This window comes from Nigerium massiliense (assembly GCF_000826085.1).
Lineage (GTDB): Bacteria > Actinomycetota > Actinomycetes > Propionibacteriales > Propionibacteriaceae > Propioniciclava > Propioniciclava massiliense.
Window position 1 is genome coordinate 393,772 of record NZ_CCYM01000002.1, and the last position, 16,364, is coordinate 410,135.

At 71.3% G+C, this 16,364-nt stretch carries 15 protein-coding genes; 9 read left to right on the top strand and 6 right to left on the bottom strand.

Going from position 1 to position 16,364, the window contains the following annotated elements; translation table 11 throughout:
* Position 1: 1 nt before the first annotated feature.
* A complete protein-coding gene (gene dacB, locus BN1187_RS03310) occupies positions 2–1,336 on the bottom strand; it encodes a D-alanyl-D-alanine carboxypeptidase/D-alanyl-D-alanine endopeptidase (RefSeq protein ID WP_052462232.1) in 1,335 nt (444 codons plus the stop codon).
* A 97-nt stretch (positions 1,337–1,433) separates the two neighbouring features.
* Between dacB and BN1187_RS03315 the strand changes: the two genes are divergently transcribed.
* Entirely contained in the window at positions 1,434–1,997 is a 564-nt protein-coding gene (locus BN1187_RS03315) for an inorganic diphosphatase (RefSeq protein WP_040158697.1), read from the top strand.
* Between the two features lie 12 nt (positions 1,998–2,009).
* Positions 2,010–2,861 (top strand): metallophosphoesterase, encoded by an 852-nt coding sequence (locus BN1187_RS03320; protein ID WP_052462233.1) that lies wholly within the window; start codon positions 2,010–2,012, stop codon positions 2,859–2,861.
* A 521-nt stretch (positions 2,862–3,382) separates the two neighbouring features.
* Here the strand turns inward: BN1187_RS03320 and BN1187_RS03325 are convergent.
* Positions 3,383–3,976, bottom strand: coding sequence for a DNA-3-methyladenine glycosylase (locus tag BN1187_RS03325; protein ID WP_052462234.1), 594 nt, complete (start codon positions 3,974–3,976; stop codon positions 3,383–3,385).
* A gap of 235 nt (positions 3,977–4,211) precedes the next feature.
* Here BN1187_RS03325 and BN1187_RS03330 point away from each other — a divergent pair, with 235 nt between their 5' ends.
* Positions 4,212–4,631: a hypothetical protein gene (locus BN1187_RS03330; RefSeq protein ID WP_040158699.1), complete on the top strand. Its 420-nt coding sequence runs from the start codon at positions 4,212–4,214 to the stop codon at positions 4,629–4,631.
* Between the two features lie 86 nt (positions 4,632–4,717).
* Here BN1187_RS03330 and BN1187_RS03335 read toward each other — a convergent pair whose 3' ends face one another.
* Positions 4,718–6,148 (bottom strand): TIGR01777 family oxidoreductase, encoded by a 1,431-nt coding sequence (locus BN1187_RS03335; protein ID WP_040158702.1) that lies wholly within the window; start codon positions 6,146–6,148, stop codon positions 4,718–4,720.
* Positions 6,149–6,284: 136 nt separating this feature from the next.
* Here BN1187_RS03335 and BN1187_RS03340 point away from each other — a divergent pair, with 136 nt between their 5' ends.
* Both BN1187_RS03340 and BN1187_RS03345 read left to right on the top strand, forming a co-directional pair.
* Positions 6,285–6,734 (top strand): ankyrin repeat domain-containing protein, encoded by a 450-nt coding sequence (locus BN1187_RS03340; RefSeq protein WP_052462235.1) that lies wholly within the window; start codon positions 6,285–6,287, stop codon positions 6,732–6,734.
* Positions 6,735–6,776: 42 nt separating this feature from the next.
* Positions 6,777–7,592, top strand: coding sequence for an SDR family NAD(P)-dependent oxidoreductase (locus BN1187_RS03345; RefSeq protein ID WP_040158705.1), 816 nt, complete (start codon positions 6,777–6,779; stop codon positions 7,590–7,592).
* A gap of 629 nt (positions 7,593–8,221) precedes the next feature.
* Here BN1187_RS03345 and BN1187_RS03350 read toward each other — a convergent pair.
* Complete coding sequence (locus BN1187_RS03350) at positions 8,222–8,827, bottom strand: VOC family protein (RefSeq protein WP_040158708.1); 606 nt, start codon at positions 8,825–8,827, stop codon at positions 8,222–8,224.
* A gap of 32 nt (positions 8,828–8,859) precedes the next feature.
* Positions 8,860–9,543 carry a hypothetical protein gene (locus tag BN1187_RS03355; protein ID WP_147675061.1) on the bottom strand — a complete coding sequence of 228 codons (684 nt, stop codon included), beginning with the start codon at positions 9,541–9,543 and terminating at the stop codon, positions 8,860–8,862.
* A gap of 84 nt (positions 9,544–9,627) precedes the next feature.
* Between BN1187_RS03355 and BN1187_RS03360 the strand changes: the two genes are divergently transcribed.
* Together BN1187_RS03360 and BN1187_RS03365 are read left to right on the top strand one after the other, a co-directional pair.
* On the top strand, positions 9,628–10,050 hold the full coding sequence (locus tag BN1187_RS03360; RefSeq protein WP_147675062.1) for a hypothetical protein: 423 nt from the start codon (positions 9,628–9,630) through the stop codon (positions 10,048–10,050).
* Positions 10,051–10,148: 98 nt separating this feature from the next.
* The gene (locus BN1187_RS03365) at positions 10,149–10,973 is read left to right on the top strand and encodes a DUF1206 domain-containing protein (protein ID WP_040158713.1); all 825 of its coding nucleotides are present in this window, start codon (positions 10,149–10,151) and stop codon (positions 10,971–10,973) included.
* Positions 10,974–11,045: 72 nt separating this feature from the next.
* On the opposite strand, the gene BN1187_RS03370 is transcribed toward BN1187_RS03365, so the two are convergent.
* Positions 11,046–12,335: an endonuclease/exonuclease/phosphatase family protein gene (locus BN1187_RS03370; protein ID WP_040159866.1), complete on the bottom strand. Its 1,290-nt coding sequence runs from the start codon at positions 12,333–12,335 to the stop codon at positions 11,046–11,048.
* 191 nt (positions 12,336–12,526) lie between these two features.
* Here BN1187_RS03370 and BN1187_RS03375 point away from each other — a divergent pair, with 191 nt between their 5' ends.
* Together BN1187_RS03375 and BN1187_RS03380 are read left to right on the top strand one after the other, a co-directional pair.
* Positions 12,527–13,807: an ArgE/DapE family deacylase gene (locus BN1187_RS03375; RefSeq protein ID WP_040158715.1), complete on the top strand. Its 1,281-nt coding sequence runs from the start codon at positions 12,527–12,529 to the stop codon at positions 13,805–13,807.
* A 106-nt stretch (positions 13,808–13,913) separates the two neighbouring features.
* Complete coding sequence (locus BN1187_RS03380; protein ID WP_040158717.1) at positions 13,914–16,214, top strand: esterase-like activity of phytase family protein; 2,301 nt, start codon at positions 13,914–13,916, stop codon at positions 16,212–16,214.
* Positions 16,215–16,364: the final 150 nt, after the last annotated feature.

Consider the following 16,364-nt stretch of genomic DNA (forward strand, 5'->3'; position numbering starts at 1 on the left):
GTCAGCACCCGCAGTTCGCCAGCACGGAGGCGGCCTGGTCGATCCACTGCCGGCCGCGGGCCTCGCTGGGCGCCCCGTTCAGCACGAAGGCGAACGAGTAGCGCTCGCCGTCCTTGCTGGTGACGTAGCCGGCCAGCCCGTCGACGGACGCGATGGAGCCGGTCTTGCCGCGCACGCGGCCGCGTCCGGGCGCCATCGTCGGCTCCTGGAAGCGACCGGCGAGCGTCCCCGTCACGCCGGCGACAGGGAGCCCGGTGAGCAGGTAGCGGAGGTTGGGGTCCTCGACGCCCTGGCGGATCGCGCGGGCGAGGACCCCGGGCGTGATGCGGTTGCGCGTCGAGATGCCGTTGCCGTCGGCGACGAACATGCCCGGGTCGAACAGTCCGCGCCGGGTCAGCTCGTCGGTCAGCACCGCGCGCGAATCCGCGAACGACGCGGCCTTGCCGCGCTTGGCGGAGACGAGGAACGCCAGCGTCTCGGCGGCGTCGTTGTCGCTCTCGGACAGCGTGTGCTCGACGATCGCCGAGATCGGCGGCGACGAGACGCTCGCCAGCGTCTCGGTGCCGGGGACGGCCTTGCCCTTGTTGGTCGCGGTGACCTTGATACCCCTGGCGGCGAGCGCCGCCACGAAGGCCCGGCCCGCGTGGTCGACCGGTGACTTGTCGCGGTTGAGGCTGCCGGGCGTGCTCAGCGCGTTGTCGACCTTCAGCGCGGTGATGGGAGCCACGGACCACTGGAACTGTTGCGGCCAGTCCGCGTTCCAGGCCGGCCCGGAGAACAGCGTGGCGTCCAGGGTCAGCGACACGGTCGCCACCTTCTTCGCCTTCAGCTTCGCCGCCGTCGCCGCGGCGAGCCGGTCGAGGGACGCCGCACCGGGCCTACGGTCGGCGGTGCTCTGCAGCAGGGGATCCCCGCCCCCGACCAGCGCGATCTGGTTGATGGCTCTGCCCTGCACGACCGTGGTCTGCAGCCGGCTCTCGGCGCCCAGCACGTCCAGCGCGACGACCGACGTCAGCACCTTCATCGTGGACGCGGGCGTCTTGGGCGTGTTTCCGGCCTGGTAGACGATCTCGCCGTCGCGGTTCAGCACCATCGCCCCGATCGACGGCAGGCCGTCCTTCTTGATAGCTGAGATGCGTTGTCCCACGACCGCGGGGTTGCGTGGCAGGCCCCGCTGGACGCCCTCGAGCACCGCCGGGGGGAGCGTGTCCGCGACCGGCAGCGGGCCCGATCTCCCGCCTGGAGCCGTCCACCCCGGCGTCGCCGGGGAGAGCACCAGGGTCGTGGTCAGGGACGCCGCGACGGCGGCGACGAGCACTCGCTTCAGGGCCGTCACCGCGATCCGTCCTTCTGCGCGGATGCCGGGATCATGCGCTAAACGATAGGGTGCAAACGTTCACTAGCCGTGCCATCGACACAAAGGTAGGTCCCGGATGTCCAAGTCGTTCGCTCGCCCACGAATCAAGCCCAGCCTTCGGTTCGACGTGACGATCGAGATTCCCAAGGGCACCAAGAACAAGTACGAAATGGATCACCTCACCGGACGCATCCGCCTCGACCGCACTCTGTTCACCGCCACGCAGTACCCCAACGACTACGGTTTCATCGAGGGAACCCTGGGCCAGGACGGCGACCCGCTCGACGCGATGGTGCTGCTGCCCGAGGCGACGTTCCCCGGCGCGCTGATCGAGTGCCGCGCGATCGGCATGTTCCGCATGAAGGACGAGATGGGCGGCGACGACAAGGTGCTCGCCATCCCCACCGCCGACCTGCGCCAGGACAGCATCACCGAGCTCGACGACCTGCCCGCGCTGAACCTGCTGGAGATCGAGCACTTCTTCGCGGTCTACAAGGACCTCGAGCCCGGCAAGTCCGTCGAGGGGGCCACGTGGGTGGGCCGCAGCGAGGCGGAGAAGGAGATCCAGGCCAGCTGGGAGCGCGCCCGCGGCACCTCCTTCGCCAACGAGTTCACCCCGCGTCCCGAACTCGAGGCCTGATCCGTCCCGACCGTGTACGCGTTCCCCGCCCCTGAGTTCACGCTCGCCCACCTGAGCGACTCGCACATCCGTGCGGCCGCCGATCCGCTGGTCGGGGGCCGCGTCGACTCGCGGGCGACCACCTCCCGCGCGCTGGACGTGCTGACGTCCTGGGACCAGCCGGTCGACGCGTGGCTGTTCTCCGGGGACCTGAGCGACGACGGCAGCCCCGACTCCTACGCCTGGCTGCGCCGGCAGGTCGAGGACGCCGCCGCGTCCGTCGGCGTCCCGGTGCTGTGGCTGAACGGCAACCACGACGAGCGGGCCGCCTTCCGCGCCGGCCTGCTCGGGCAGGCGCCATCAGAGGAGCCGTACAACGCGGAGCACCGCGTGGGGGACGTGCGGTTCCTGCTGCTGGACACCAACCTGCCCGGACGCCCCGAGGGCCTCGTCGCCGACTCCTCCTTGGGGTGGCTGGCCGACCGCCTCGCCGAGCCGGACCCGCCCCTCGGGACCGTCCTCGTGATGCACCACACCCCGCTGCCGCCGCTGCAGACCGCTGCCGGGCTCTGGCCGCTGACGAACCCTCAGCCCGTGGCGGAGGCCGTGCGCGGCTCGGGGGTCCGGCTCATCCTGGGCGGCCATTTCCACCAGCCCTCGCACGGCACCTTCGCGGGCATCCCGGTGTCGGGCGCCACCTCGCTCACCTACACCCAGGACCTGACCGACGGCTTGACCCTGCGCGGCCAGGACGCAGGCCAGGGCTTCGCGCTGGTGCAGCTCTACCCCGCCGACGTCATGTCGACCACGGTGGGCCTCACCCGCGGCGCGCTCGTGCACCAGAGGATCACCCCGGCGGACACCGCGAAGCTGAGAAAATCCTAAGAATCTGTGCGTGAGCAGCGGCGCATTCCAAAACACTGTCACGCATGTTCACTTTCTCGCGTGAAGTGAAAAGGCGTCCCTTTTCGGGCTTCAATGCGCATTAGTGTCCCCTGCCCGGGTGACCTCTCGTCACCCGGCCAGGGGACATTTCATACTTTTCTCCTATCAGGACGAGACGAAAGTGCCTGTCTCGCCAACGCGGCGCTGGCTACCGTTGACACTGGAACTCGACTCACGAAGCCCCGGAATTCGGCATCGACGAAAGTGTCCCTTCCGCGAGGTAGAGACATATGTCCCGTCTTGGTGCAGAATGGGGATGACCGATGAGAACACCGGTCATTTCGAAGCCAGCTTTCGAGTGGAACGGATCCCTGCGGGGATCCCCCAAGACGGAGCTTTCTCGTGTCGTCGACTCAGTGACCGACCGGCACGAGAGGGCTTCAGCCCCCGGGATTGGTCCCCCTGGGGAAGCCGACCCGCATTCCCCCCGCGGGCGGCAGGCGGGTCGTGAGCCTCGACGCTCACGACCCGCTCACATTTTGCTTGGGTCGATGCGGCTTGAACGCCGAGACAGCCGGGTCACCCGCCAGCCAGAACCGCCAGGGCCGATCCGCCGCCCGGGAGACGTTCACCCGCGGGCCGGACGCCACCTCCCTGCGTCGCGCCGCCGCGACGGCGTCCGCGGGCTCCAGCACGACCTCGGGGCCGCCCAGCACGGCCCCGTTGTGAGCGGCGGTGATGCCGAGGGCTCGACACAGGTTGCCGGGCCCCCTCCCCAGGGCCGCGTCGGGGACGCCGCCCCGCCGCTCCCGGGCCCGCTCGGCTCCCGCGACGATCGACCCCGCCCGCAGCAGCACGGCGCTGGCCCGGCCCTCCGGGCCGCAGACGACGTTGCAGCAGTGGTGCCCGTGCATCTGGTACACGTACAGCCGGCCCGCGGGGCCGAACATCACCTCGTTACGCCTGGTTGGGCCGCGCCACGCGTGGGACGCCGGGTCGAACTCACCCTCGTAGGCCTCCACCTCGACGATGACGGCGGCCACGTCCCCGACGCGCAGCAGGCAGCCCAGCAGGGCGGGGGCGGCGTCCAGAGCCGGGCGGCTGAGCACGGGCACCGTCGCGTCCGTTGGCCGGGAGGTGACGGGGCCCCCTTCCGGGGACGGCGGCGAAACAGAGGGCACGGTCGTTCACCCTGCCACACGCTTCGCGACGTCAGGTCCCGGATTGGTAGCGATTCGCCCACCCCTGTGGAAGGAAGGCCTCGGACGGCCGAAACTGGGGACGTCCGCTCCGACCGGGTTTCTCGCGGTGACGGGCTCACAGCAACGGATACGCCGGGAGGGGGACACCGTGGATCGAAAGAAAGACACGGCTTCGTCGCCGTCCTACCCGTCCGACTGGCGCGTGGAGCGCTGGCAGCGCCAGGAGTACGACCGCCTCTACATCCGCTCGGGCGACGGCGTCCCCGTGGGCTGGTTCGATCTCATCTCCGGCGTCGTCTCCGCCGTCGAGCCCCGCAGGCTCGGGGAACTTCTCGACTTCCTCGCCGACTGGCGGTCGACCCCGGAGGCTGCGCACATCGACCGGCTACCCCGGCCCGAGCCGCTTCCGATCCGGCGCGAGAGCGTGCGCCCCGCCCGCCGCGGCGGGCACGAACCCGTCGTGCACGAGCACGGCGAGCAGGCTCCGGCTCGCGAGCGTGGCCGGGCCCTCTTCGGACGCCGTTCCCGCCGCCGCGCCCGGACCGGCACTGACACGGATAGACACTGACACCCACCGAGACTGACACGACCCGGCACTGACACACGCCCGTCACGGGCCGGCGCGGGGTGCCAGCCGTGCGCTCGACGACCTCCTCAGCGTCGCAACACGTGCCGTAGCGCGCGACCAAGCTCCGGGTAGGCGAACTCGAACCCGGTCTCGGGTAGCCGCGTGTGCACGCGTTGATCGGTGCGCACGATCTGGTCCGTGGCGCCGCGGCCGAGCACCGCGCTCGGCGCCCAGCTCGGCAGCGGGACCGCGCTCGGACGGTGCAGCGTCCGGCCCAGTTCGGCGGCGAACTCGGCCTGGGTCACCGGTTCCGGCGAGGTGAGATTCAACGGGCCCGAGGCGTCCGGGGCGAGGGCGGCGTGCGCGAACCCGCGGACGGCGTCGTCCAGGGCGATCCAGCTCAGGTAGGCGTCCGGCTCGGTCAGCGGGCCGCCGAGCCCGACTCCGAAGGACGCCAGCTGCGGCAGCAGCATGCCGCCCGACTCGGCCAGCACCGTGCCGGTCCGCAGATACGCGACCCGCAGCCCCGCGTCCTCGGCCGGCCGTGCGGCGCCCTCCCAGTGCTGCACGACGTCCGCCAGGAAGCCGGAGCCCGCGGCGGCGTCCTCGGTGAGGATCTCGCCGGGACGCCGCGCCCCGTAGTAGCCGACCGCGGAGCCTTGGACGAGGGTCCGTCCGCGGCCGTCGCCCACCTCGGCCAGCGCCTGCGCGATGGTGCGGGTCGCCCTGACCCGCGAGTGATGGAGCTGCTGCTTGCCGGTGCGCGAGAAGCGCCGCGCGATGGGGCTGCCCGCCAGATTGATGACGACGTCCACGTCGGCCAGCGCGGACGGCTCGAGGCGCCCGGGACGCCCGCCCGCCCCCGTATCGGCCTGGCCGGGGTCCCAGACGATCTCACCGTCGCGCGGGCGCTCGTCGGGTGTCCCGCGTCCGCGCACGAGCCGGGTGACGCGGTGGCCGCCGGTGGTGAGCAGGGCGCACAGCTGCGTCCCGATCAACCCGGACGCCCCGGCGACCGCGACGTGGCGGGCCTCGCCCGCGGCGTGACCGGCGTGGAAGGCGAGATCGTCGCGCAGCTGGGCCTCCCGGAACCGGAAGAACCGGACCAGCTGGGACTCGACGAGCGACCGGGGCGCGGGGAACTCCCACGTGACCCGGTCGGTGATGGTGGTTCCGCCGCCGGGGGCGTCCGCGAAGAGGTGCTCGTGGCGCCAGGAGCGGAAGGGCCCCTTGAGTTGCTCGTCAATGAACCGCTCGCCGGGCACGAGGCCGAAATGGCGCAGCGTCCAGCCGACGTGCGGCCGGACCCGCAGCCCGAGCATGCCGGCCGCCCCCGAGACGACCGGGTGGCTCACGTGCAGCGTGATGACCGAGCCGGGCGTGAGCCCCGCGTCCTCGCCCTCGGCGGTGGCCATTCCGGGCGGCGTCAGGCGGACGAACGCGCCCGGGCGCTCGTGCCAGGCCCAGACGTGGTCGCGCGGGTACGGATAGGTGGCGGTGTGCTCGAAGACCGGCATGACACGACGCTACTGCCATCCGCGTCCGGAACCGCTACCCCTTCCCGGACCGCCGCGATGAACCGGGCGCCGATCTCGCCGCTGCGCCCGGCCGAGCACGGCGACGGACGCGAGCCGGCTCGGTACCGTGAACCGCATGAGCGATGCGAACGACCTGTCCCCCGCCGAACTCGACGCCCTCAACGGGCTGTTCGATGCCGCCCGCGAGGGCGACCGCACCCTGTTGGCGGCGGTCGACGCCGGCGTCCCGGTGAACCTGACCAACTCCAACGGCGACACCCTGCTCATCCTGGCCGCCTACCGCGAGCAGCCTGAGATCGCCGCCGGGCTTCTCGAGCGCGGCGCGGACCCCGACCGCATCAACGACCGCGGGCAGACCGCGATCGCGTGCGCGGTGTTCCGGCAGTCGGAGGAGATCGTTCGGATGCTCCTGAACGCCGGCGCCGACCCGAAGCTCGGCGCGCAACCGGCCCGCGAGATCGCGCGGTTCTTCGGCCTGGACGCCATCGGCGCGGTGCTCGACGAGGCGGCCGGGGCGTCCGAGGGGCAGGGGCACAGCGACGGCCCGCGGCCGGACGCGAACTAGGCTGACACCGGACGACCGCCGTCCACGACCGAAGGAGCAGACATGGCCCGCACGATCGTCATCACCGGCGCCAGCGACGGGGTGGGTGCTGCCGCGGCGCGCGAACTCGCGTCCCAGGGCCACCACATCGCGGTCGTCGGGCGCAACCCCGAGCGCACCCGCCGGGTCGCCGAGGAGGTGCACGGCGAGGCGTTCCTCGCCGACTTCTCCCGGCTCACCGAGGTGCGCCGGCTCGCCCAGCAGCTCCGCGACCGGTACGAGCGCATCGACGTGCTGGCGAACAACGCCGGCGGCATCTTCGGCGAGCGCATCGTCACCGAGGACGGCCACGAGCTCACCCTGCAGGTGAACTACCTGGCGCCGTTCCTGCTGACGAACCTGCTGCTCGACCGGCTGATCGAGTCGCGGGCGTCCGTGATCTCGACCTCCAGCGTCGCGTCGACGGGCGGGCACATCGACCTGCGCAACCTCGAGCTCGAGCGGCGCTGGGGCAAGTGGCCGGCCTATTGCAACGCCAAGCTGCTCAACGTCCTGTTCACCCGGGGACTGCATCGCGCGTGCGTTCTCGACGGGGTCTCGGCCGCCGCGTTCCACCCGGGGGTGGTGGCGAGCAGCTTCGCCCACCAGAGCCGCGGGCTCACCTCGAAGCTGTGGACGTCCGCCCTCGGGCGCCGTTTCATGGTCTCCCCCGCCCAGGGTGCCGACCAGCTCGTCTGGCTGGCCACCGGCACGCCGCCCCGCGATTGGGCGTCCGGCCAGTACTACGTCAAGCGCCGGGCGAGGGTGCCCAACAGGCAAGTGCGGGACGACCGCCTCGTGGACGACCTGTGGAAGGCCACCGCCGCGATGGTGGCCTGACCCTTCACCAGGCCGTTAACGGAAGAAGGGCAACTCCTCCGGGTTCCCCCGCCGCAGAGAAGCTGCCCTCTACACCGTCGACGATCCACGTGGTCAGCGCGGATGTCTCCGTTCGTCTCCCATCAGCGCGTGGTCAGCACGCTGCGATCGACACGTCACCTCGAGGTGCTGGTCAGGCACCCCCAGACGACCATTTCCCCCCCATCAACCGGGCCACTCCCCCTGCCCTGCGGCCCCGAGAGCATCAATCCCCCCACGCTCCCGGCGCGGACCTATCCCCCAACAGATCCGAACAATCAATGTCGAAGCCGGTCGGTCATTCCCGCCTCCGGGAATAACTATGCACCTCGGAAGGCGCGATTCCTAATCGACATCTCGCGCCATTCGGTACTTTCGTCACCGTCGTGACTAGGGGTTTCACTCGATAACGACGATTCTTTGGTACTTTCGTCCCTGCAAATAGGGACATAGGTTCCACATCACCATGCGTCCCCAATATCAGGGACAACGGCCATCGCCTGGGCCCTCTCGACGACCAGACCGGCCGCAACAGGGCACCCGTGCTCACGCCGGAGATCACAGGCTCCGGCCCCGACGAAGCGCCCCCGCGGCCCCGGAACCGAGCTGCGCTACAGCTCGATCCGCACCTTCTCCCCGCCGGGCGTCGCCCGCTCCAGCGTGGCGCGCAGGCCGACGGCGTCCCCGTCACGGACGACCACGCGCTCGTCCGCCAGCCCCAGCCCGCTGAGCGTGTCCCCCAGCGCGTCCGGGTCGGGCGTGACCAGCGCCAGTTCGACGAGGCGCAAACCCTGATCTGGCAGCGAGGTGGACGGCCGGGGCGTCTCCCAGGCGATGAGTGACGGCTCGACGCCGCCGCCCGGCAGATGCCCGTCGGCGGGGACGGTCAACCGCCAGCGGTTCTCTCCGCGCTGCATCGCGATGGCGTCGGGGTGGTCGAGGTCGTCCACCCGCGCCACCCAGTGGATGAGCCGTGGCCCGGTGGTCAGGTCAAGGGTGTCCAGTCCGAAAGGCCGCGGACGCTCGGGCGCCGGGGCGTCCGGATCGCGGGCGATGAGCTCCAGATAGCTGTCGGGACCGAGGGAGACGAGCGCGTTGTGCGTCCCCAGTCCGGCGTGCCGGCCGCCCGGGGACGGCTCGACCCCGAGCGTCTCGGCGAGCCAGCGCCCCTCGTCGAGGGTGGGCGCGGCGATGACGAGGTGATCGAGAGTGGCCATGGGCCCATTCTTCACCCGCAACTCGAGCACCGTCAGCGCAGGGGAGCTCCGCAGTTCTGGCACTCGTCGCCGGGGGGCGTCTGCAGGAAACACGACGAGCACACCACGAACGGGGCCCGGTTCTCATCGGGGTCGCGGCGCGGTCGGGCGGGCTTCGCCGAGCGTCCGCCGGCCTCCGTCCGCGCGGACGCCCCACCCGCCCGGGACGCGGCGCGCGCCTCGGGACGCCGGGCCGAGCCCGCGCGGGTCGCCTTGACGCGTTGCCCCGACCGCACGGGCCCGACGACGAGCGGGCCCACGACGGGCTCGGCGTCCTCGGGAACGTCGTCGGCGAACCTGCGATAGCACTCCAGCCGGGCGGCTGCGGCCTGCCGTTCCCGCGCCTCCCCGGAGACGACCGGGAGCCCGGCGATGCGCAGCGACTCGTCGTAGGCGGCCACGGGTGAGCCGTCCGGGCCGACGACCAGGGACGTGAGCGCGGGCTCGCCCAGGCGCTGCCCGACGTGCGCCACCATCGTCAGCGCCTCGCCCAGCCAGGCGTCCACGGGGCGGCCGACGCGGATACCGCTGCGGCTCTGGGCTGCGTCGGCCAACTGCTTGACGGTCACGATGGTCTCGTGGGAGGACGCAGCGTCCAACAACACGTCCCGGCATGCCTTCGCGAGTTCGACCTGCGCCTGATCACGCTCCAGGTTCACCCCGGTCGCTACCCTCACATATCCCGCCCTGGCCACGCGGTCCCCTCTCGACGGGGATCCATCGTAGGCGACTATCGTGACCACTCTCACCGAGGAGGATGCATGGACAGCCGAGATCGACGAGGCGAACTGAGTCGGGTGGCGCACGTGGCGGCGGCGGGCGCCCGCGGCACCCACCGCGCGTGGCGCGCGCTCAACAAGGACGGACGCCTCACCGGCGCCGCTCGCTCCCTGCTCCACCAGATGCGGCTGGCGGTCATGGAGCGCGATCCGAGCCGGCGACTCCTGCGCCAGCTGGACGCCATCGACGCCTACCTGCGCGAGGTCACGCTCCCCCAGCCCACGGCAGACTCCTGCGCGACCGCCAGCGCGGCACTCCGCAAGCGCGCGACCCTCCTCGCGGCGATGCCGCGCGACGGCCGCGCGGCGGTGGGACGCGCCCTGGAGCGCGAGACGGCGGCCCTGTTCGCCGAGGTCATCGCCGAGCCGGCGACCGACGAGCCGCGCTCCCGCCGGCGGCGCTGACCGACCCCAGAACAGGGTCGCCGACTCGCCCGTCCGGGCGGCCCAGGCGACCCGTCGCCCGGGGATTTCCTGCCTCCCGCGTAGGGGAGAATGTGGCCATGAACGACAAGGCGCGGCAGGCAGAGGACGCCGCGGCGCGGGCCGAGGAATCCCCAGCGCTCCGCGTCGCGGCCAGAGCGGGGTTCGTCGTCAGCGGCCTGGTGCACATCCTCATCGGCTGGATCGCCCTGCAGGTGGCCAGGGGCGCCCGCGGCGACAGCGCCGACCAGTCGGGGGCGCTCTCCCAGATCGCGAAAGCACCGGGTGGCACGGTCCTGCTGGCGGCCGCCGCGGTCGCGATGGGCGCGCTCGGCGTCTGGAACCTCCTCGAGGCCTACTTCGAGTCCCGGCGGCAGACCGAGGCGAAGAAGAAGGTCTCCAAGGGCGTGTCGCACGCGGGCAAGGCGATCGTGTTCTTCGTCGTGGGCGTCGCCGCGGCGCGCTTCACGATGGGCGCAGGCAAGTCGTCCGGCCAGCAGACCGAGTCGATCACCGCCCCCTTCCTCGCCAGCCCCGCCGGACGCGCGCTGGTGGTGGGCGTCGGGCTGGTCGTCATCGGCATCGGCATCTACCACGTCTATCGAGGCCTGAGCCGAACGTTCACCGAGGACCTGCGTGGACGCCCCGGCAGGCAGGCGTCCAGGGTGCTCATCGCGAGCGGCATGGCGGGGTTCGTCGCCAAGGGCATCGCCCTGGTGGCCGTGGGCGTCCTGTTCTGCTGGGCCGGCATTCGGGCCGACCCGTCCCAGGCCCGCGGGCTCGACGCCGCGCTGCGCTCGATGGCGGGACTGCCCGCCGGCACGCAGCTGTTGGCCGTCGTCGGCATCGGGCTGATGCTCTATGGGGTGTTCTCCTTCTTCCGCGCCCGCTACGAGGACCTGTGAGCGCGCACGACGAGAACGCCGTCGGGCGGCGCCCCCTGCGAGGGACGCCGCCCGATGCGGTCGGTCGGTTCGTCAGCGCCGGTGCGGGAGGCGGACGTCCACCCAGACCAGCCGGTGATCACTGGACGGGAACGGGTAGACGCCGGTCAGCCGCGACAGCGGGTCGGACAGCGTCGGCCAGAAGATGCCGGACGCCTTGATCGGCAGGTTGCGGCTCGGCAGCACGTAGTCGGCGCGCAGGTTTCCGGACGATCCGATGGCATCGCCGAAGTCCGCGGTGTCGAAACGGGCCGGGGTGCGGTGCGTAAGGTTGGCCAGCCCCTGCAGCCGGGACGCCTCCGGCCCGCCGTTGCTGGTCGGCGTCCGGGAGTCGTTGACGCGGCGGTTGTCGAGCAGCTGGTTGATGGCGCCCGGGAGCGAGTCGCCATCGCGCGGGTCGGAGTTCTGGTCCCCGGCGACCACGAAGCGGGCCCCCCGGTCGAGGCCGCCGCGGCGGCCCTGGTCGTCGTAGATGTAGCGGGCGGCCCGTCCACCGGTGACGTAGTCGGACCAGAAGCGGATCTCGTCGAAGTTGCGGCGGCCGTTGCGGTCCTCGGGGCCGTCGAACACCGGCGGCGTCGGGTGCGACGTCAGGAAGTGGACGGTCTTGCCGCCGACGCGGATCGGGACGTCCCAGTGCGACTTGCTCGACAGCCGCACCTTCGCCAGCTCGTCCTTGGAGTACCAGTCGGCCTTGGCCGGCGTGGCCGGGTCGTCGGGCAGCAGCGCGCCCGGCATGTCCTTCCACAGGAATTTCTGGAACGTCCGGACGTGCGCGGTGTCGATCGGGTACTTGGAGTAGACGACCATGCCGTACTGGCCGGGGAAGACCCCGAAGCCGTACGCGTCGTCGGGGCCGCCGATGGTGCCGTCGTTGTTGAGGTCCATCCCGCTCGGGACGCCGGTGTTCACCGGGGCGACGTAGTAGTACGGGTACTCGACCGGCTTGGCGCCGTTGTGGCCCACCTCGAGGTAGTTGCTGCGGAACAGTTCGGCTGCCTTGCCGCCCTCGACGTAGTCGAACTCGTTGACGAGCAGGACGTCGGGGTTCGTCCGCTGGATGATCTCGGCGACCGCCGCGGCTTGGGCGTTGTCCCGGGTCGAGAGATCCTTGACGAGGTCACCCGCCGCGTTGCGGTTGAGGGAAGCGTTGAACGTCGAGAACCGGACGTCCTTGTCGAGGCGATGGTGGCCGCCGCGGTGGTCGGGAGTGGTGGAGGAGACGGTGGTCGCGGGGGTCGCCTGGGCGATGCCGCCGAAGGCGATGGACGCGGCGGACGCGGCAGCGAGGGCCGCGAGCGCCTTGCGGGATGTGGTCAGCATGAGCACCCACGGTAGGAACCGGCCACCGCCGGGTCCACACCCTGCAGGTGACAAGCGGTTGAACAAGCTCCGGGGCTGGGAGCGGACCGGCCGCACAACGGACGCCTCGCGTGGAACGATGGGTCGATAGCCGCGTCCGGCAGGCCTCTTTCGGCGGGGATCGCGGCGACGACCGAGGGGGACTCACTGCGATGAACAAGGCCGACCTGACGGATGCCCAGCGACGCGTGCTCGAGGCGCTCGATGTGACCGAGATCGTCGACGACGTCGTCTCGCTGGTGCAGGTGCCGTCGGTGACGGGCACGGACGCCGAGTCGGAGCTGCAGAACACGATGGCCGCCCGCCTGCGCGCGCTCGGCATGGACGTCGACTGCTGGAAGCTCGACCTCGACGAGCTGGCGGCCGACCCGGAGTACCCGGGCGTCGAGGCCGAGCGCGTCGAGGGCTACGGCCTCGTGGCGGAGTCCGGCGGCCAGGGCGTTCCCGCGCTCGTCCTGCAGGGCCACATCGACGTCGTTCCGGTCGGCGACCTCAGCTCCTGGGGCGGCCGGGAGCCGTTCGACGGACGGGTGAGCGGCGACACCATCTTCGGGCGCGGCACCGTCGACATGAAGGCCGGCGTCGCGGTGAACGTCGCGGTCGCCAAGGCGCTCCTGACCTCGGGCGTGACGCTCGAGCGCCCCTTCGCCGTCCACCAGGTGATCAGCGAGGAGGACGGCGGGCTGGGCGCCTTCGCGACGATGCGGCGCGGCCATCGCGGCGAGGTCGCGGTGATCACCGAGCCGACGTCCGGACGCCTGGTCGTCGCCAACGCCGGCGCCCTCACGTTCACGCTGCGGGTTCCCGGCCTCGCCGCCCACGGCAGCACCCGGCTCTCGGGCGTCTCGGCGCTGGAGGTGTTCTGGCCGCTGTTCGCCGCGATGCAGGAGCTCGAGGCCGAGCGCAACACCCACGTCGATCCCCTGTTCGCGGACTACGAGATGCCCTACGGCGTCTCGATCGGCAAGGTGTCGGCCGGCGACTGGTCGAGCTCGGTGCCGAACCTGCTGGTCGCCGAGGGACGCTTCGGGGTCATCCTCGGCGAGGACGTCTCCGACGCCCGGCTCGCCCTCGAGCGGACGATCGCGGACGCCGCCGCCAAGCACCCGTGGCTGCGCGACCATCCGCCGGTGATCGAGTGGGACGGCGGACAGTTCGCGTCCGGGCGCCTCGCCGAGGGCCACCCGCTGATCGACGAGGTCGCCGACGCCGTCGAGGCCGTGACGGGCGCCCGTCCGGACGCGGGGGCGGCCCCCTACGGGTCCGACCTGCGCCTGTACACCGGCATCGGCGGCATCCCGACGCTGCAGTTCGGGCCGGGCGACGTCCGCTACGCCCACGCGCCGCGCGAGCAGGTCAGCATCGCCGAGATCGAGCGGGTCGCGCAGGCGCTGGCCATCATGGCGACCGCGCGGCTGGGCGTCCATCTGTAACGGCGGCCCGGGCGTCCATGACCCGCGCCGGGAGGCGGTCCAGCATTCACCGAGCCCTCACCTGGTGGTCACCTGGCGGGGGACCGCAGCCGTTAGGTTTCGAGCCATGAAGATCCCTCGCTTGCTGGCCGCGGGCGTCCTGTCCGCCGCCCTCGCCACCCCGCTCCTCGTCACTCCCGCCCAGGCCGCGCCGTCGCCCGACGCCGCCGTCTCCGGCAGCCACCGCGGCGGTGACCGCGACCACCGCTCGACCGCCAAGGCCGTCGTCCCGACCCTGGAGGCCCGCGCCACCCTGTCGGCCGACTACCTCGCCCCCGGCCCCGCCTCCGGCGCCAAGGCCAGCCCGGGCAACGGACGCCAGGGCCCGTGGGCCGGCCAGGTCATCCCCGGCTTCTCCGCGATGATCGACAACGGCGACGGCACCTTCCTCGCCATGCCCGACAACGGCTTCGGCTCGAAGGCGAACTCCGCCGACTACCTGCTGCGCCTCTACAAGGTCGCGCCGAAGTGGGAGACGGCCCACGGCGGCCGCGGCCAGATCAAGGTGAAGGGCTTCATCTCCCTGCGCGACCCGAAGAAGCTCGCGGGCTTCGACATCGTGAACAAGGACTCCGCCGAGCGGCTGCTGACGGGCGCCGACTTCGACGTCGAGTCGGTCGTCCGCCAGCCCGACGGCACCTTCTGGATCGGCGAGGAGTTCGGGCCGTACCTGCTGCACTTCAGCGCCGACGGCGTCCTGCTGCAGGCCCCGGTGCCGTTCGTCGACGGCAAGTCCCCGTCCAACCCGACGCTGAAGCCGGGCGAGACCGCGAACGTCCGGTCGTCCAAGGGCTTCGAGGCGATGGCGTCCTCGAAGAACGGCCGCTTCCTCTACCCGATGACCGAGGGCTACCTCGCGAACGAGAAGGACAAGCGCCGCCGCGTCATCTACCAGTTCGACACCCGCGCCGGCAAGTACACCGGCAAGACCTGGTCCTACGAGGCCGACACCGACGACACCCTGCTCGGCGACGCGTTCGCCGTCAGCGACTCGAAGTTCCTCGTCCTCGAGCGCGACGACTTCTGGGGCCCGCAGTCGGTCACCAAGCGCGTCTACTCGATCGACCTGCACAAGACCGAGAAGGACGGCTACCTCGCCAAGAACCTGGTCGTCGACCTGCTCAAGATCGACAACCCCGGCAAGATCGGGATGCGGCGCGACAAGAGCGCCTACGGCGTCGGGACGGACTTCTCGTTCCCGATGCAGTCGACCGAGACGGTCGTCCAGCTCAAGGACGGACGCCTGCTGTTCGCCAACGACAACAACTACCCGGGCAACGACGCGCGCTACCCGGGGCGTCCGGACGACACCGAGATGCTGATCGTTGACTTGAAGAAGAAGCAGGTCCCGACCAACGGTGACCACATCCTGTTCTCCCACCGCGGCGCCTCCGGCTACCGCCCCGAGCACACGCTCGCCGCCTACGAGCTCGGCATCAACCAGTGCGCCGACTACATCGAGCCCGACCTGGTCTCCACCAAGGACGGCGTCCTCGTCGACCGCCACGAGAACGAGATCAGCGGCACCACCGACGTCGCCACGCGTCCGGAGTTCGCCGGCCGCAAGACCACCAAGGTCGTGGACGGCACCTCGCTGACGGGCTGGTTCACCGAGGACTTCACCCTCGCCGAGCTGCGCACCCTGCGCGCCAAGGAGCGGCTGCCGAAGCTGCGCCCCCAGAACACCAAGTTCGACGGGCTGTACCAGGTGCCCACCTTCGAGGAGGTCATCGATCTGGCCCGCCACTCGCGCACCTGCTCCGGCAAGCCGGTCGGCATCATCCCCGAGATCAAGCACTCCACCTACTTCGCCTCGATCGGGCTGAAGATGGAGGACAAGGTCGTCGCCGCCCTCAAGGCCAACGGCCTCGATCGCAAGAAGGCGCCGGTCGTCATCCAGTCGTTCGAGGTCGGCAACCTCAAGGAGCTCAGCCGCAAGACGAAGGTGCAGCTCGTGCAGCTCATCGACTGCTCCGGCGGCCCGGCCGACCTGACGAAGCAGGGCGTGACCTACCAGCAGATGGTGACCCCGCAGGGCCTGCGCGACATCAAGCGCTACGCCGACAACGTGGGGTTCTGCAACGCCGTGATGATCCCGGTGAAGGCGGACGGCACGCTGGGTGAGCCGACCAGCGTGATCCGGGACGCCCACCGCGCCGGCCTCAAGGTGACGGGCTGGACGTTCCGGGCGGAGAACGACTTCCTCCCGCTCGATTACCGCAACGGCACGGATCCCGCCGCGCATGGCGACCTGGTGCGCTACATCCGCACCTTCCTGGCCGCCGGCCTCGACAACGTGTTCACCGACAACCCCGACCTGGGTGCGGAGGCCATTCGCGGCTACCGTCCCAGCCACGGCCGCCGCTGACCACGGCCTGACGTCCTGACGAGCGGGGCCCGGGGCAACCCGGGCCCCGTTCGCCGTCTCCGCATGGGTGGGCTCCACCGTTCGCTCGGGGGAGCCACGCCACGCGGGGCCGTGGCATCATCACCGCGTGGCCGCGCCCGTCGGTCCGGC

Coding starts and splice junctions, on each gene's coding strand:
- BN1187_RS03315 (WP_040158697.1), top strand. CDS start 1,434: ATGTCCAAGTCGTTCGCTCGCCCACGAATCAAGCCCAGCCTTCGGTTC.
- BN1187_RS03335 (WP_040158702.1), bottom strand. CDS start 6,148: ATGCCGGTCTTCGAGCACACCGCCACCTATCCGTACCCGCGCGACCAC.
- BN1187_RS03340 (WP_052462235.1), top strand. CDS start 6,285: ATGAGCGATGCGAACGACCTGTCCCCCGCCGAACTCGACGCCCTCAAC.
- BN1187_RS03345 (WP_040158705.1), top strand. CDS start 6,777: ATGGCCCGCACGATCGTCATCACCGGCGCCAGCGACGGGGTGGGTGCT.
- BN1187_RS03350 (WP_040158708.1), bottom strand. CDS start 8,827: ATGGCCACTCTCGATCACCTCGTCATCGCCGCGCCCACCCTCGACGAG.
- BN1187_RS03360 (WP_147675062.1), top strand. CDS start 9,628: ATGGACAGCCGAGATCGACGAGGCGAACTGAGTCGGGTGGCGCACGTG.
- BN1187_RS03365 (WP_040158713.1), top strand. CDS start 10,149: ATGAACGACAAGGCGCGGCAGGCAGAGGACGCCGCGGCGCGGGCCGAG.
- BN1187_RS03370 (WP_040159866.1), bottom strand. CDS start 12,335: ATGCTGACCACATCCCGCAAGGCGCTCGCGGCCCTCGCTGCCGCGTCC.
- BN1187_RS03375 (WP_040158715.1), top strand. CDS start 12,527: ATGAACAAGGCCGACCTGACGGATGCCCAGCGACGCGTGCTCGAGGCG.
- BN1187_RS03380 (WP_040158717.1), top strand. CDS start 13,914: ATGAAGATCCCTCGCTTGCTGGCCGCGGGCGTCCTGTCCGCCGCCCTC.